This is a genomic window from Bradyrhizobium pachyrhizi, from assembly GCF_029714545.1.
GTDB classification, from domain to species: Bacteria; Pseudomonadota; Alphaproteobacteria; order Rhizobiales; family Xanthobacteraceae; genus Bradyrhizobium; species Bradyrhizobium pachyrhizi.
In genome coordinates this window covers 6,269,695-6,283,207 of record NZ_CP121667.1, presented here as the reverse complement: position 1 = coordinate 6,283,207, position 13,513 = coordinate 6,269,695, and the positions used below count along the sequence as shown (strand labels likewise).

The window sequence follows — 13,513 nt, the reverse complement described above, 5'->3', positions numbered from 1 at the left end:
CATCACGCTTCTAAAAGTCGAATACCGCTACCGCGCGGATCGGCGACGCCGTCCCGTCGCGCCATTTCATCGGCAGGCCGATGAAGGTGAACTGCCCCTGGCCGAGCAGCGCTTCCAGATTGCACAGGCTTTCGATGTGCGTGATGTCGAGATCGAGGCAGGCCTTGTGAACGAGCAGGTTCTCGTCGCCATCGGGACCGGGGCGCATCGAGTCGATGCCGAAATGAACGATGCCTTGTTGCGCCAGCCATTCGGTCGCCGCGACATTCACGCCGGAATTATCGGTCGCGTATTCCTTGCGCGGAAACGTCCGGGCATGGTGGCCGGTGCAGAGCAGGACGGTGCCGCCCATCGGGATTGGCCGTCGGGCCTTCGTCACGGCAGTCTCGAGGTCGGAAGGGGTGATCTCGGCACGCGGCGTAATGTGGCGAAGGTCGAGACAGATGCCCGGCACAATGCACTTTTCCAGCGGATATTCATTGATCGGTATGCCGCTCGGGCCGAAATGCCGGGGCGCATCGATGTGGGTTCCACCGTGGTCGGGCATCGAGATGAACATCGATGCCAGGCCATAGACGTTTCGAGATTCCGCAAGGGCTTCCTCGTGGTTCTTCCACATCCCGTGCATGATGGGCGGATGGCCGGGATAGCTCGGCGTGCGGTGATAGAGCTCTCGGCTCAGGTCGACGATCCTCACGACGGGTGCCCTTTCTTGACGGAGCTGGCGCAGGCGCGCTTCTGCCCACAATGCTGACGTGTTTGCCGCGCTTGTGCAAGATGGCGCTTGCCCTCGGTGTCGAACCCGAAGCAAATCGGGAAAGTGCTGCATTCCCGCATGCGTCGCCGAACGGAGGATTCACGTGACCGACTATCGCAAGCTATTCGATCTCACCGGCAAGACCGCCGTCGTGCTGGGAGCGGCCTCAGGAATCGGCAAATCCTCGGCCGAAGCGCTGGCGTCGCTCGGCGCGCGCGTGCTCTGCGCCGATCGAGCACAGGAAGGCGCGGAGGCAACGGCCGCTGCGGTCCGGCAGCAGGGCGGATCGGCAACGTCAGCCAGTTGCGATGCGGCCGATCGTGCCGACGTCGAGGCATTGGCGGGAAAAGCGCTGGCGGAATTCCAGCGCATCGACATCGCGGTGACGACGCCGGGGCTGAATATCCGCAAGACCATCCTCGACTACACCGAGGAGGATCTCGACCGCGTCATCAACCTCAACGTCAAGGGCACGGTCTGGTTCTTCCAGGCGTTCGGCCGGATCATGGTCAAGCAACAGGGCGGCAGCCTGATTGCATGTTCCTCGGTGCGTGCCGTCACCATCGAGCCGGGGCTTGCAGTCTATGGATCGACCAAGGCGGCGATCGGCCTTCTGGTCAAGGGTTTCGCGTCCGAGGTCGGGCGATCCGGCGTTCGCGTCAATGCAATCGCGCCGAGCATCGCGGAGACCGCATTGACCGGCCCGTTCAAGCAGCGGCCCGATATCTACAACCTTTATGCCGGCCATACCGTGTTCAATCGATGGAGCAGCTCCGACGAGGTCGCGACCGCCGTCGCCTACCTTGCATCGGACGCGGCGAGCTATGTCAGCGGCAGCACGCTGTTCGTCGATGGCGGCTGGACCGCGGTCGACGGACCGCCGACCGGTCTCACGCAATTGGCGCGCTAGGTTGCGTCGGAAACAAAGCCAGCCTGGCTGCGTAGCGCAGACGTTTCCGGCGACGTCAGCAGTGCGATCAGGCGTTGTGCCTGCGATGCCGATGATGCATGCGTTGGGATCGCAGCCGTATACATTGTCGCGAGCCCGCATCCCGGGGGCAAAGTGCCCGACAGCACGACACCCCTGGTGCTGATGATCTCGGTCGATTGCGTGCAACCGATCGGCCGCCGGTCTCTGGACTCCGCCAGATGTCGCATGGCCGTCGCACCGTTCGGAAAGATCTTCAGGCGATCGGCGACGACATCAGCGATGTCGAGCTGCGCGAGCACCTTGGCGACATGAATTCCTGCGGTCGATGCCTTGGTATCCGGCACGAAGATCGCGTCCGCGGCGAGCAATGCCGCGCGCAGGCTAGCCGCGTCGTCGGCGCTGACCGACGGATCGCCGGCCCGAACGGCAAGGGCGGTTTCAACGCGGCCGAGGTCCGTGATCGAGCTGCGCAAAACCAGCCCTTCGCCGGCAAGCTTCGCGATCAGAGCGGCGGTCAGGATAACGATGTCGGTTGGTACGCCGGCGCGCAATCTGTCGGCCATGGCGCCGACCGCGTCAAAATCGCCGGCAATGCCGAGGCTGGTTTCGGCTTCAAACGCGGGCGCAAGGCTGCGCACCAGGCCCTGCGCCGCCCCGCCGCTCAGGATGTTCAACGTCTTCATGCGCACTGTTCCTTCGTTCGCGGTCTGCCGCTGCGTGCTTACTGGGCCTTGTCCAGCCTTTTGACGACGCCTGCCCACTTCACGATATCGGCGCGCAGGAATGCGTCGAACGCCTCTGGCGTCATGGTCATCGGCGCCGCGCCCTGCGCGGCCCAGAGCTTCTCGACCTCCGGCCGCCTGATCGCCGCGTTCACCGCCGCGTTGAGCTTGTCGACGATCGGCTTCGGCGTGCCCGCCGGAACCATCAAGCCGAGCCAGATCGTCGCCTCATAGCCGGACACGCCCGCCTCGATCACCGTCGGAACGTTGGGCAGCACCGTCGAACGAGTCTTGCCGGTCGTTGCGAGCGCTCGCACCTGGTTTTCGGCGACATTCGGCGCCATCGCGGGAACGGCATCGATCATCATCTGGACCTGGCCGCCGATGACGCCGCCGCGGGCCTCGCCGCTATTGCGGTAGGGCACGTGCACGACGTCGATCCCGGCCATGGCTTTGAACAGCTCGCCCGCCATGTGGTACGGCGTGCCCTGACCAGAGGACGCGTAGTTCAGCTTTCCGGGCTGGGCCTTTGCCAGGGCGATGAATTCCTGCAAGGTCTTTGCCTGTACGGCGGGGTGGACCACAATCACGAGATCCGAAGTGTTCAACGACGCGATCGGCGTCAGGTCGCGCATCAGCTCATATTTGCGCTGCGGTACCAGCGATTCGTTCGCGGTCTGGGTGTTCGACATCATCAGGAGGGTGTAGCCGTCGGCCGGTGCCTTTGCGACCTCGAGCGTGCCGATCACGCCGCCGGCGGGCGCCGGTGCGGTTTTCCACCACGAAGGGCTGGCCGAGGCTTTCCTGCAGGATGCCGCCGATCTGTCGCGCGACGACGTCGGCCGGACCGCCGGGACCGAAGGGAACGATGATCCTGACCGGCCGCGCAGGATAGTCTTCGGCGTCAGCATATGAGCCTGACATGGACACGGTCAGCAACGCCGCGACAAACACCAAGGCGTATCGCCGGCTCGCCATTGACTGAATCCCCCAACTTTAGTCTTGTTTCTTGATCAGAAGTCTAGCTGCAACCTGAAGCATCTGTCGACGACAGACTCCGTTTTCGCGCATCGGAATAAGAGCGGGAGGACGGTGTACTCAAACTTCGCCATCGCGTGCGGGGAATCATATGAGGAAACATCCTGGGCTATCGCGCCGCGACATGTTGAAGGGCTCGGGCGCTGTGCTCGCTGGGGCCGCCCTTTCAACGCGCGTGATGGCTGCTGCGCCACCAGCCGAACCGGTGACGCCGACGCTGATCGAGGCGGCGAAGAAAGAGGGGCAGGTCGTCTACTACACCTCGACCGATCTGCCGGTTGCCGAGAAGCTGGCAAGGGCATTTGAAGCGAAATACCCCGATATCAGCGTGCGCGTCGAACGCACCGGCGCGGAGCGTGTGTTCCAGCGGGTCGGCCAGGAATATTCCAGCAACATTCATGCCGTCGACGTCGTCAATTCCTCCGACGCCGCACATTTCATCGTGTGGAAGCGCGACGGCATTCTCGCGCCCTATGTTCCGGAGGAGGTCGCAAAATACTACCCCGAGGAGCATCGCGACGCGGACGGGCAATTCGCAAGCTTCCGGGTCTGGCTTTCGATCATTGCCTACAACACCAATCTCGTGAAGGCCGAGGAGGCGCCGAAGAGCTTTGCCGATCTGCTTGATCCGAAATGGAAGGGCAAGATCGTCAAGGCGCATCCCGGCTATAGCGGCACCATCATGACCGCGACCTATCAGATGCAGCGCGATCTCGGCTGGAGCTTCTTCGAGAAGCTCGCCAAGCAGAACATCATGCAGGTGCAGTCCTCGACGGATCCACCCAAGAAGCTCGATCTCGGCGAGCGTGCTGTGATGGCCGACGGCAACGAATACAACATCTTCCAGATGAAGGAGGCCGGCCGCCCGGTCGAGCCGGTCTACGCCACCGAGGGGTCGCCGATCATTGTCGGCCCCAACGGGATCTTCAAGGACTGTCCGCATCCGAATGCCGCCAGGCTGTTCCAGTCCTTCGCGCTCGGGCGTGAGGGCCAGCAGCTCAATGTCGAGATCGGCGGCCTCAGATCGGTCCACGCGCAGGCCAAGGAGAAGGCTGGACGCAGGCCGCTAAAGGACATCAAGACGATGAAGGACGATCCGGTGGCAGTCGAGCGGGAAGGGGAATCGATCAAATCGCGATACACGCGTATCTTCCGCGTTTGAGCGGCGGTTCGGACCGATAAACCCCGGATTGTCGGCTTGCCGCATGGTTCATGCCCGGTTTTCGCCTGGGCTGAGGCGATAATGCCCCTCGGCGGGGGGGATATTTGATGTTACCAATTTGGCCATGAACCAGCATGCCAAGGTCGATATCCGCCATTCCACCTGTCCGCACGACTGCCCCTCGGCATGTGCGCTCGACGTCGAGGTGATCGAGGGACGCTCGATCGGCAGGGTGCGCGGCTCAAAGCAGCAGACCTATACGGCCGGCGTGGTCTGCGCCAAGGTCGCGCGTTATGCCGAGCGGATTCACCATGCCGAACGGCTGATGTATCCGCTGCGCCGGACCGGCCCGAAGGGCTCCGGCCAGTTCGCGCGGATCTCCTGGGACGAGGCGCTGGACGAGATCGCGGCGCGCTTCGACGCGGCCGAGCGGGAGTTCGGCGCCGAGTCGGTCTGGCCCTATTACTACGCCGGCACCATGGGGCTGGTGATGCGCGACGGCCTCAACCGGCTGTCGCATGTGAAGAAGTATTCGCGCTTCTACGGCACGATCTGCGCAACCATCGCGCGCATCGGCTTTGCCGCCGGGACCGGCAAGATCGCCGGCGTCGATCCCCGCGAGATGGCCGTCTCCGACCTGGTCGTGATCTGGGGCACCAATCCGGTGAACACCCAGGTCAATGTGATGACGCATGCATCCCGCGCGCGCAAGGAGCGCGGCGCGAAGATCGCGGCGGTCGACGTCTACAACAACGAGACCATGAAGCAGGCCGACATCAAGATCCTGCTGCGGCCGGGCACCGACGGCGCGTTTGCCTGCGCTGTGATGCATGTGCTGTTCCGCGAGGGATTTGCCGATCGCGACTATCTTGCGCGCTATACCGACTGCCCGGACGAGCTCGAAGCACATCTGAAGACCCGCACGCCGGAATGGGCCTCGGCGATCTCGGGCGTGCCGGTCGAGGAGATCGAGGCATTTGCGCGGCTGGTCGGACAGACCAAGCGCTCGTTCTTCCGCCTCGGCTACGGCTTCACCCGCAGCCGCAACGGCGCCGCCCAGATGCACGCGGCATCGTGCATTCCCGCGGTGACCGGCGCCTGGCAATATGAGGGCGGCGGCGCGTTCTTCAACAATGCCGGAATCTGGCGTTTCGACGAGTCGATCATCGAAGGCCACGACGCGATCGATCCCTCGACGCGGGTGCTCGATCAGTCCAAGATCGGCCGCATCCTGACCGGCGATGCCGAGGCGCTGCGCGGCGGCGGGCCGGTCAAGGCGATGCTGATCCAGAACACCAACCCAATGACGGTGGCGCCCGAGCAGGCGCTGGTGCGCCAGGGCTTTGCCCGCGAGGATCTGTTCGTCGCGGTGCACGAGCAGTTCATGACCGAGACGGCGCAGATGGCCGATATCGTGCTGCCGGCTACGATGTTCATGGAGCACGACGACCTCTATTACGGCGGCGGTCATCAGCACATCTCGGTCGGCCCGAAGCTGATCGATCCGCCCGGCGAGTGCCGTTCCAATCACGAGGTGATGCAGGGGCTCGGCCGCCGGCTCAACGCCGTGCATCCCGGCTTCGACATGACGCCGCGCCAGCTGATCGATGCGACGCTGAAGAAGAGCGGGCACGGCGACATCGACACGCTCGAAGCCGAGCTGTGGCGCGACCTGCAGCCGGATTTCCGCACCTCGCATTATCTCGACGGCTTTGCCCATGCCGACAAGAAGTTCCACTTCAAGGTCGATTGGGGCAAGGTGCCGGTCGGCACCGGTGGGCTGATGGGCGCATGGGACAAGATGCCTTCGCTGCCCGACCACTGGACCATCATCGAGGAGGCGGACGCGCAGCATCCGTTCCGCCTTGCGACCTCGCCGTCCCGCAGCTTCCTCAACACCAGTTTCAACGAAACGCCGTCGTCGCAGGCCCGCGAGGGCGCGCCGACCGTGATGATCCATCCCGACGACGCAGCCAGCCTGTCGATAGCCGACGGCGACGCGGTGACGCTCGGCAACATGCGCGGCGAGACCACGCTGACCGCGAAACTGTTCGACGGCGTTCGCCGCGGCGTGCTGATCGCCGAGTCGATCCATCCGAACAAGTCCCATATCGGCGGGCGCGGCATCAACATGCTGACCGGGGCGGAGGCCGTCGCACCGCTCGGCGGCGCCGCGTTCCACGACAACAAGGTCTGGATCCGGAAGGCATCGGCCGTCGCATAAATCCTGCTTGCAGTCGGCGCCGATCCTGCCGCAAATGTGCGCTGACAACAGCGCACAGGCAAGAAAACAGGCAGGAAACATGACCGACAACAGTGTTCTTCTCGAGAAGCGCGGGCAGGCGTTCTGGATCACCATCAACCGCCCGGACAAGCGCAACGCGCTCAATGCCGGTGTGATCGCGGGCATCGCGAAGGGCTATCGCGAGGCGCATGACGACAAGGACGTGCGCGTGATCGTGCTGACCGGTGCGGGCGACAAGGCATTCTGCGCCGGCGCCGATCTGCAGAACAGCGGCGCGGCGTTCTCGATGGATTTCTCGCGCCCAAATGTCGACTATGCCGACCTGCTGCGGCTGTCGCAGAACGCGACCAAGCCCGCGATCGCGCGGGTCGGCGGCGTCTGCATGGCCGGCGGCATGGGGTTGTTGTGCATGACCGACATGGCGGTCGCCGGCGATCAGGTGATCTTCGGACTGCCCGAGGTGAAGGTCGGCGTGTTCCCGATGCAGGTGCTGAGCCTGCTGCAATCGATTGCGCCGCCGCGCCTCGTGAACGAATGGGCGCTAACCGGCGAGCCGTTCGACGCCAGGGCCGCGCAGGCTGCGGGTCTGCTCAACTATGTGGTGCCGGCGGCCGAGCTCGACGCCAAGGTCGATTGGCTGATCGGCCGCATCGTCGACAAGTCGCCGACGGCGATCCGTCGCGGCAAATACGCGATGCGGGCGATCGCCTCGATGTCGTTCGATGAAAGCATCGCCTACACCGAAAGCCAGATCGCGCTGCTCGCGATGACCGAGGATGCCAAGGAAGGCCTCAAGGCCTTCGGCGAGAAGCGCAAGCCGACCTGGACCGGCCGCTGAGGCATCACTGTGCCGATTCACCTCTCCCCGCGTGCGGCCGCCGCGGGGGCGCACTATCAAAATATCGAAAACAACCCCATGCAAAGGAGCCGACGGCGGCCGTCGACAAGGCAACTTGACACGTCGGGCAAATCGAGGCTATTTTTCCAATATTCCGAAATCGGATGCCCTCTCGCTCGCCCGGTCGCGTACTAGCCCGCGTTGGGCTTCAGACCGGCGGCTTCGATGCCGGCCACGGCGCAGATCTCGTCATTGTCTGACGTATCGCCGCTGACGCCGACAGCGCCGAGCAGGGTAGCACCGTCCATGATCAGGACGCCGCCAGGCACCGGTACCATCCGGCCCTGTGCCAACGTGTTCACGGCGTCGACGAAATAGGCCTGCTCCTGCGCGCGCTGAAACAGCGCCCGCGATCCCATCCCGAGCGCCAGCGCGCCATAGGCCTTGCCATGGGCGATCTCGGCCCGCATCAGGCTGGTGCCGTCCTGTGCCGCAGTCACCTTCACCGCGCCGCGCGCGTCGAGGATGGTGACGACCAGCGGCTTGAACTTCTTCTCGACCCCCTTGGCCAGCGCGGCATCCAGAATCTTGCGGGCAGTTTCGAGATTGAGCTCAGCCATGGGCCTCTTCCTTTGTCGGCAATGATGGGTCGGATTTCGATTTCGCACGTTTCAGGCTCATCGCCAATACGCTGGCGACATGTAGCGGCGTTCGCCCGCTGCCGTCCTTGATCTGGTGCCGGCATGAGGTCCCGTCGGCCACGATCAGCGTGTCCTGATCGGCGCCTCTGACAGCCGGCAGCAGCGACAGCTCGGCCATCTCGATCGAGGCCTGATAGGTGTCGGCACCATAACCGAACGCGCCGGCCATGCCGCAGCAACTCGACTCGATGGTCTTGACGTCGAGGCCCGGCACCAGGCGCAGCACCTTCTCCACCGGCTTGAACGCACCGAAGGATTTTTGGTGGCAATGACCATGCACCACGGCCTTGCCGGCGACCGCGCCGAGTGGCAAAGCGAGCCGCCCGGCCTCGGCCTCGCGCACCAGAAATTCCTCGAACAGCAGCGCGTGCGCGCTGACGGTCTTGGCGGCCTCATCCGAACGCAGCGACAGCAGCTCGTCGCGCAGGGTCAGCAGGCAGCTCGGCTCCAAGCCGATGATCGGCACGCCGCGGGCCGCGAACGGGACGTAGGTCGCAACCAGCCGGTCGAGCTCGGCACGGGCCTGCTCAACCAGTCCGGCCGACAGGAAGGTCCGCCCGCAGCACGGCGGCCGTCCGCCGTCCGATGGCCTCGGCAGATGCACGCGATAGCCGCCGGCGACAAGCACCTCGATCGCGGCGTCGAGATTCTCGCGCTCGTAGCCGCGGTTGAACGTATCGGAGAACAGCACCACTTCGCGGCCATCCGCCGGACCCAGCACCGTGGCGTCGGGCCGGAACGTGTCGCTGCGAAATTCCGGCAATGCGCGCTTGGCGCTGATCCCTGCGAGTTTCTCGAACAGCGCGCGCAGCAGCGGGCTCCGGTTACGCCAGTTCGCGATCGGGGCAAAGCGCGAGGCGAGATCGACATAGCGCGGCAGATAGCCGACCAGGCGGTCGCGCAGCGACAGGCCGTGCGTCGCCGCGCGCGCGGCCAGCACCTCGATCTTCATCTTGGCCATGTCGACGCCGGTCGGGCATTCATGGCGGCACGCCTTGCAGGAGACGCAGAGCTTCAGCGTCTCCATCATCTCGTCGGAGGCGAGCGCGTCCGCACCCAACTGGCCAGAGATCGCGAGCCGCAGCGTATTGGCGCGGCCGCGGGTGACGTCCTTCTCGTTGCGCGTGGCACGATAGGACGGGCACATCACGCCGCCTTCGAGCTTCCGGCAGGCGCCGTTGTTGTTGCACATCTCGACGGCGCCCTGGAAGCCGCCGCCGGCGCCGGGATAGGCCGACCAGTCGAGCACCGTCTTCAAGTCGCCGACGCGATAATCCGGCGAAAAACGAAACAGCGAACGGTCGTCCATCCTGGGCGGATCGACGATCTTGCCCGGGTTGAGCGTGTTGCCGGGGTCGAAGCGCTGCTTGACCTCGCGGAAATCGGCCACGATGCGCTGCCCGAACATCGCTTCGTGGAATTCCGAACGCACCAGTCCGTCGCCGTGCTCGCCGGAATGCGAGCCCTTGTATTCGCGCACCATCGCGAAGGCTTCCTCGGCAATGGCGCGCATTGCCTTGACGTCCTTCTCGAGCTTGAGATTGAGCACCGGGCGCACATGCAGGCAGCCCTCGGAGGCATGCGCATACATCGTGCCGCGGGTGCCGTGCCTGGCGAACACGGCATTGAGCCGCTCGGTGTAGTCGGCGAGATGCGGCAGCGGCACCGCGCAATCCTCGACGAACGAGACGGGCTTGCCCTCCTGCTTCATCGACATCATGACGTTGAGGCCGGCGGCGCGGAAATCGGCGATGCCGGTCTGCAGCGCGGGCTCGACGATCTCGACTACGCCGCCCCATTTGCGCTGCGGCTTGTCCCAGCCGAAGCCGAGGTCGGCCATCAGTTCGCCGAGCTGCTTGAGACGGGCGAGGTTGTCGGCCTGGTCCTCTTCGGCGAACTCGACCACCAGGATGGCGTCCGGATCGCCGCGCACCGCAGCCGAGATGATCGGCTGGAACATCGCGATCTCGCGGCCGAGCGCGATCATGGTGCGGTCGACCAGCTCCACGGCAATGGGCCGCAGCTTGACCAGATGCTGGGCCGCGTCCATCGCCTCGTAGAAGCTGCCGAAATGGCAGACGCCGAGCGCCTTGTTGCGGATCACAGGCCACAGCTTGAGTTCGACCTGCGTCGTGAAGGCGAGGGTGCCCTCCGAGCCGACCAGAAGATGCGCCAGGTTGTTCGGCGCGTTGCGCGGCACCAGCGCGTCGAGGTTATAGCCGCCGACGCGGCGCTGCACCTTGGGGAATTTGTCGGCGATCTCGAGCGCCTCGCGCTCGCCGAGATCGAGCATGTCGCGAAACAGCTTCAGTCCGCTATCGGACGAATTGACCCGCGTCAGGTCGCGCGGCACCTCGCCGAAATGCAGCAGCGTGCCGTCGGCGAGCGCAGCATCCATCGACAGCGTGTTGTCGCGCATCGTGCCGTAGCGCAGCGAGCGGCCGCCGCAGGAGTTGTTGCCGGCCATACCGCCGATCGTGGCGCGCGATGCGGTCGAGACGTCGACCGGAAACCACAGCCCGTGTTTCCTGAGCTGGCGGTTGAGATCGTCGAGCACGATGCCGGGCTCGACCACGCAGGTCCGATTATCGACGTCGAGCGAGAGGATCCGGTTCAGATGCTTGGACAGGTCGACCACGATGCCGTTATTGACGGTCTGGCCGCATTGCGAGGTGCCGCCGCCGCGCGGGGTGACGATCCGCCCGGCGTCGCGGACGATCGCGAGCGTCCGCAGCGCCTCGTCGACGGTTCGCGGCACCACCACGCCGGCGGGCATGATCTGGTAGAACGAGGCGTCGGTCGCGTAGCGGCCGCGGTTGAAGGCGTCGAAAAACACGTCGCCGGCCAGTTCGGACCGCAGGCGCTGTTCGAGCGAGGTGGCGTTCTTCATCCCAGATCCGATGTGATCCATGACGCAACAAAGGGTTGCTCATGAATTATGCATTCTTTCGACGTGAGAATTACATTATGAATTCATAATGGGCAAGGATGGTTGCCCTCCAGCCATCCTTGTGCCGGCCCCTTTAGTCGTTCTGGGGCGTCGTCTCCAGGCCGCTGTCCGGCCCCTCCGCGAGGTGATCGATGGCGGCGGCCCGCTTGTTGCGCAGGTGCTGGAACAGGATGTCGCTGAGCTCGCTTGCCGCGCGCCGGCGCAGCGCATCGAGGATCGCCTCGTGCTCGCGCATCGCCTCGGCCCAGCGCTGCCGCTTGCGGGCGAAATTGGCGGAATAGCGCACGCGACGGATCCGGCCGGCGAAGTTGGCGTAGGTGGCCTTCAGCGCCTCGTTGCGCGCGGCCGCAACGATGCTCTCGTGGATTTGCTGGTTGGTCTGGAAATAGCCGTGCATGTCGCGGTGCAGATAATGGCCGTACATCTCGTAGTGCAGGCGCTCGATCGCGACGATTTCCTCGTCGGTGATGATCTCGCATGCCAGCCGTCCGGCGAGGCTCTCGAGCCCGGCCATGACGTCGAACAATTCCTCGAGGTCGCGCGGGCTGAGCCGGCGCACCCGCGCGCCGCGGTTGGGCAAGAGCTCGATCAGGCCCTCGGCGGCCAGCACCTTGAGCGCCTCGCGCAGCGGCGTCCTGGAGATGCCCAGCATCTCGCAGAGCTGCCGCTCTGGAACGCGGGCGCCCTCGGGAATGTTGCCTTCCACCACATAGTCGCGGAGCCGCAGCAGGATCTCGCCGTGAAGCGAGACCTCCTGGCGGTCGCCGCCGTTGCCGGCGGCGGGCGGGCTGATCGGAACCCCGGCTTCGGGAATCGCGGATTTCATATTCTGAACAATAATTTGCCGGCGCGGTCGCGTCGATGCTTTCAATCGAATACCAAATTTGGATTGAAAAGACAAAAAATGAATGCAAAATAACTCGCCGAGGAGCCGAAATCCGGCGATTGGGAGGTTCTCATGCATCAAGGGCGCCATTTTCTGCAGATTCCAGGGCCGAGCCCGGTCCCGGATCGCATTCTTCGGGCGATGGACATGCCGGTCATCGACCACCGCAGCGCCGAATTCGCCGCGCTCGGCCGCGCCGTGCTCGAGGGCAGCCAGAAGGTATTTCAGACCAGGGGTCCGGTGGTGATCTTCCCGTCATCCGGGACCGGCGCCTGGGAGGCCGCGATCGTCAATACCCTGTCGCCGGGCGACAAGGTTCTGATGGTCGAGACCGGCCACTTCGCCACCCTGTGGCGGCAGATGGCCGGCCGGTTCGGCATAGAGGTGGATTTCATGCCCGGCGACTGGCGCCGTGGCGCCGACCCGATCCAGATTGAAGCCAGGCTTGCCGCCGACACCGCGCACAGCATCAAGGCGGTGATGGTCGTCCACAACGAGACCTCGACCGGCGCGACCAGCCGGATCTCGGACATCCGTGCCGCGATCGACCGCACCTCGCATCCGGCGCTCCTGATGGTCGACACCATTTCCTCGCTGGGCTCGGTCGATTACCGGCACGACGAGTGGAAGGTCGACGTCAGCGTCAGCTGCTCGCAGAAGGGCTTCATGCTGCCGCCTGGCCTCGGCTTCAACGCCATCTCGGAGAAGGCGCGCGCCGCGTCGCGCACCAACCGGATGCCGCGCTCCTATTTCGACTGGGAAGAAATGCTGAAGCCGAACGCCAAGGGCTTCTTCCCCTATACGCCGGCGACGAACCTGCTCTACGGGCTGCGCGAGGCCATCGCGATGCTGCTGGAGGAGGGGCTCGACAACGTGTTCGCCCGCCATCAGCGGCTGGCCGCCGCCACGCGCGCCGCCGTCAATCAGTGGGGGCTCGAGGTGCTGTGCCAGGAGCCCTCGGAATTCTCGCCGGTGCTGACCGCGGTGATGATGCCGCCCGGCCATGATGCCGATCAGTTCCGCAAGGTCGTGCTCGACAATTTCAACATGTCGCTCGGTGCCGGCCTGTCGAAGGTCGCGGGCAAGGTGTTCCGCATCGGGCATCTCGGCGAGTGCAACGAGTTGACGCTGCTTGGCGCACTGACCGGCGTCGAGATGGGGCTGTCGGTCGCCGGCGTGCCGCATCGCCCGGGCGGCGTCGAGGCCGCAATGCGGCTTCTCGAGCAGCGCGACCAGCGCAACGCGTCGTCGTATCTGAAGGTGGTCAGCACCTAGCAGCCACG

General features: G+C 64.8%; 10 protein-coding genes and 1 pseudogene. 5 read left to right on the top strand and 6 right to left on the bottom strand.

The features are described 5' to 3' along the window. Positions 1-10: 10 nt before the first annotated feature. Positions 11-829, bottom strand: a complete 819-nt coding sequence (locus tag QA639_RS29775) for a cyclase family protein (RefSeq protein ID WP_283087882.1) — start codon at positions 827-829, stop codon at positions 11-13. 31 nt (positions 830-860) lie between these two features. Here QA639_RS29775 and QA639_RS29770 point away from each other — a divergent pair, with 31 nt between their 5' ends. Then, positions 861-1,667, top strand: a complete 807-nt coding sequence (locus QA639_RS29770; protein WP_283087881.1) for an SDR family NAD(P)-dependent oxidoreductase — start codon at positions 861-863, stop codon at positions 1,665-1,667. Here the strand turns inward: QA639_RS29770 and QA639_RS29765 are convergent. Together QA639_RS29765 and QA639_RS29760 are read right to left on the bottom strand one after the other, a co-directional pair. Then, complete coding sequence (locus QA639_RS29765; RefSeq protein ID WP_283087880.1) at positions 1,664-2,371, bottom strand: molybdate ABC transporter substrate-binding protein; 708 nt, start codon at positions 2,369-2,371, stop codon at positions 1,664-1,666. The two genes, QA639_RS29770 and QA639_RS29765, sit on opposite strands and share 4 nt — an antisense overlap. Before the next feature lie 38 nt (positions 2,372-2,409). Next, positions 2,410-3,388, bottom strand: a pseudogene (locus QA639_RS29760) (Bug family tripartite tricarboxylate transporter substrate binding protein). Between the two features lie 151 nt (positions 3,389-3,539). Here QA639_RS29760 and QA639_RS29755 point away from each other — a divergent pair. From QA639_RS29755 to QA639_RS29745, 3 genes are all read left to right on the top strand, one after another. Continuing rightward, entirely contained in the window at positions 3,540-4,610 is a 1,071-nt protein-coding gene (locus tag QA639_RS29755) for a substrate-binding domain-containing protein (RefSeq protein WP_283087879.1), read from the top strand. 124 nt (positions 4,611-4,734) lie between these two features. After that, positions 4,735-6,834 carry a molybdopterin oxidoreductase family protein gene (locus tag QA639_RS29750; RefSeq protein ID WP_283087878.1) on the top strand — a complete coding sequence of 700 codons (2,100 nt, stop codon included), beginning with the start codon at positions 4,735-4,737 and terminating at the stop codon, positions 6,832-6,834. Between the two features lie 79 nt (positions 6,835-6,913). Further along, on the top strand, positions 6,914-7,693 hold the full coding sequence (locus QA639_RS29745; RefSeq protein WP_283087877.1) for an enoyl-CoA hydratase/isomerase family protein: 780 nt from the start codon (positions 6,914-6,916) through the stop codon (positions 7,691-7,693). A 191-nt stretch (positions 7,694-7,884) separates the two neighbouring features. Here the strand turns inward: QA639_RS29745 and QA639_RS29740 are convergent, their stop codons facing one another. From QA639_RS29740 to QA639_RS29730, 3 genes are all read right to left on the bottom strand, one after another. Then, a complete protein-coding gene (locus QA639_RS29740; RefSeq protein WP_157345175.1) occupies positions 7,885-8,313 on the bottom strand; it encodes a GlcG/HbpS family heme-binding protein in 429 nt (142 codons plus the stop codon). After that, positions 8,306-11,284: an FAD-binding and (Fe-S)-binding domain-containing protein gene (locus QA639_RS29735; protein WP_283087876.1), complete on the bottom strand. Its 2,979-nt coding sequence runs from the start codon at positions 11,282-11,284 to the stop codon at positions 8,306-8,308. Before QA639_RS29735 ends, QA639_RS29740 begins: the two co-directional genes overlap by 8 nt. A gap of 133 nt (positions 11,285-11,417) precedes the next feature. Then, positions 11,418-12,170 carry a GntR family transcriptional regulator gene (locus QA639_RS29730; protein ID WP_157345171.1) on the bottom strand — a complete coding sequence of 251 codons (753 nt, stop codon included), beginning with the start codon at positions 12,168-12,170 and terminating at the stop codon, positions 11,418-11,420. 132 nt (positions 12,171-12,302) lie between these two features. Here QA639_RS29730 and QA639_RS29725 point away from each other — a divergent pair, with 132 nt between their 5' ends. Then, a complete protein-coding gene (locus QA639_RS29725; protein ID WP_157345169.1) occupies positions 12,303-13,505 on the top strand; it encodes a pyridoxal-phosphate-dependent aminotransferase family protein in 1,203 nt (400 codons plus the stop codon). The last annotated feature ends 8 nt before the right edge of the window (positions 13,506-13,513 follow it).

Bases quoted from the DNA above. Each gene is read 5' to 3' on its own strand.
- QA639_RS29775 (WP_283087882.1), bottom strand. From the start codon at position 829: ATGCAGCACTTTCCCGATTTGCTTCGGGTTCGACACCGAGGGCAAGCG.
- QA639_RS29765 (WP_283087880.1), bottom strand. From the start codon at position 2,371: ATGAAGACGTTGAACATCCTGAGCGGCGGGGCGGCGCAGGGCCTGGTG.
- QA639_RS29755 (WP_283087879.1), top strand. From the start codon at position 3,540: ATGAGGAAACATCCTGGGCTATCGCGCCGCGACATGTTGAAGGGCTCG.
- QA639_RS29750 (WP_283087878.1), top strand. From the start codon at position 4,735: ATGAACCAGCATGCCAAGGTCGATATCCGCCATTCCACCTGTCCGCAC.
- QA639_RS29745 (WP_283087877.1), top strand. From the start codon at position 6,914: ATGACCGACAACAGTGTTCTTCTCGAGAAGCGCGGGCAGGCGTTCTGG.
- QA639_RS29740 (WP_157345175.1), bottom strand. From the start codon at position 8,313: ATGGCTGAGCTCAATCTCGAAACTGCCCGCAAGATTCTGGATGCCGCG.
- QA639_RS29735 (WP_283087876.1), bottom strand. From the start codon at position 11,284: ATGAAGAACGCCACCTCGCTCGAACAGCGCCTGCGGTCCGAACTGGCC.
- QA639_RS29730 (WP_157345171.1), bottom strand. From the start codon at position 12,170: ATGAAATCCGCGATTCCCGAAGCCGGGGTTCCGATCAGCCCGCCCGCC.
- QA639_RS29725 (WP_157345169.1), top strand. From the start codon at position 12,303: ATGCATCAAGGGCGCCATTTTCTGCAGATTCCAGGGCCGAGCCCGGTC.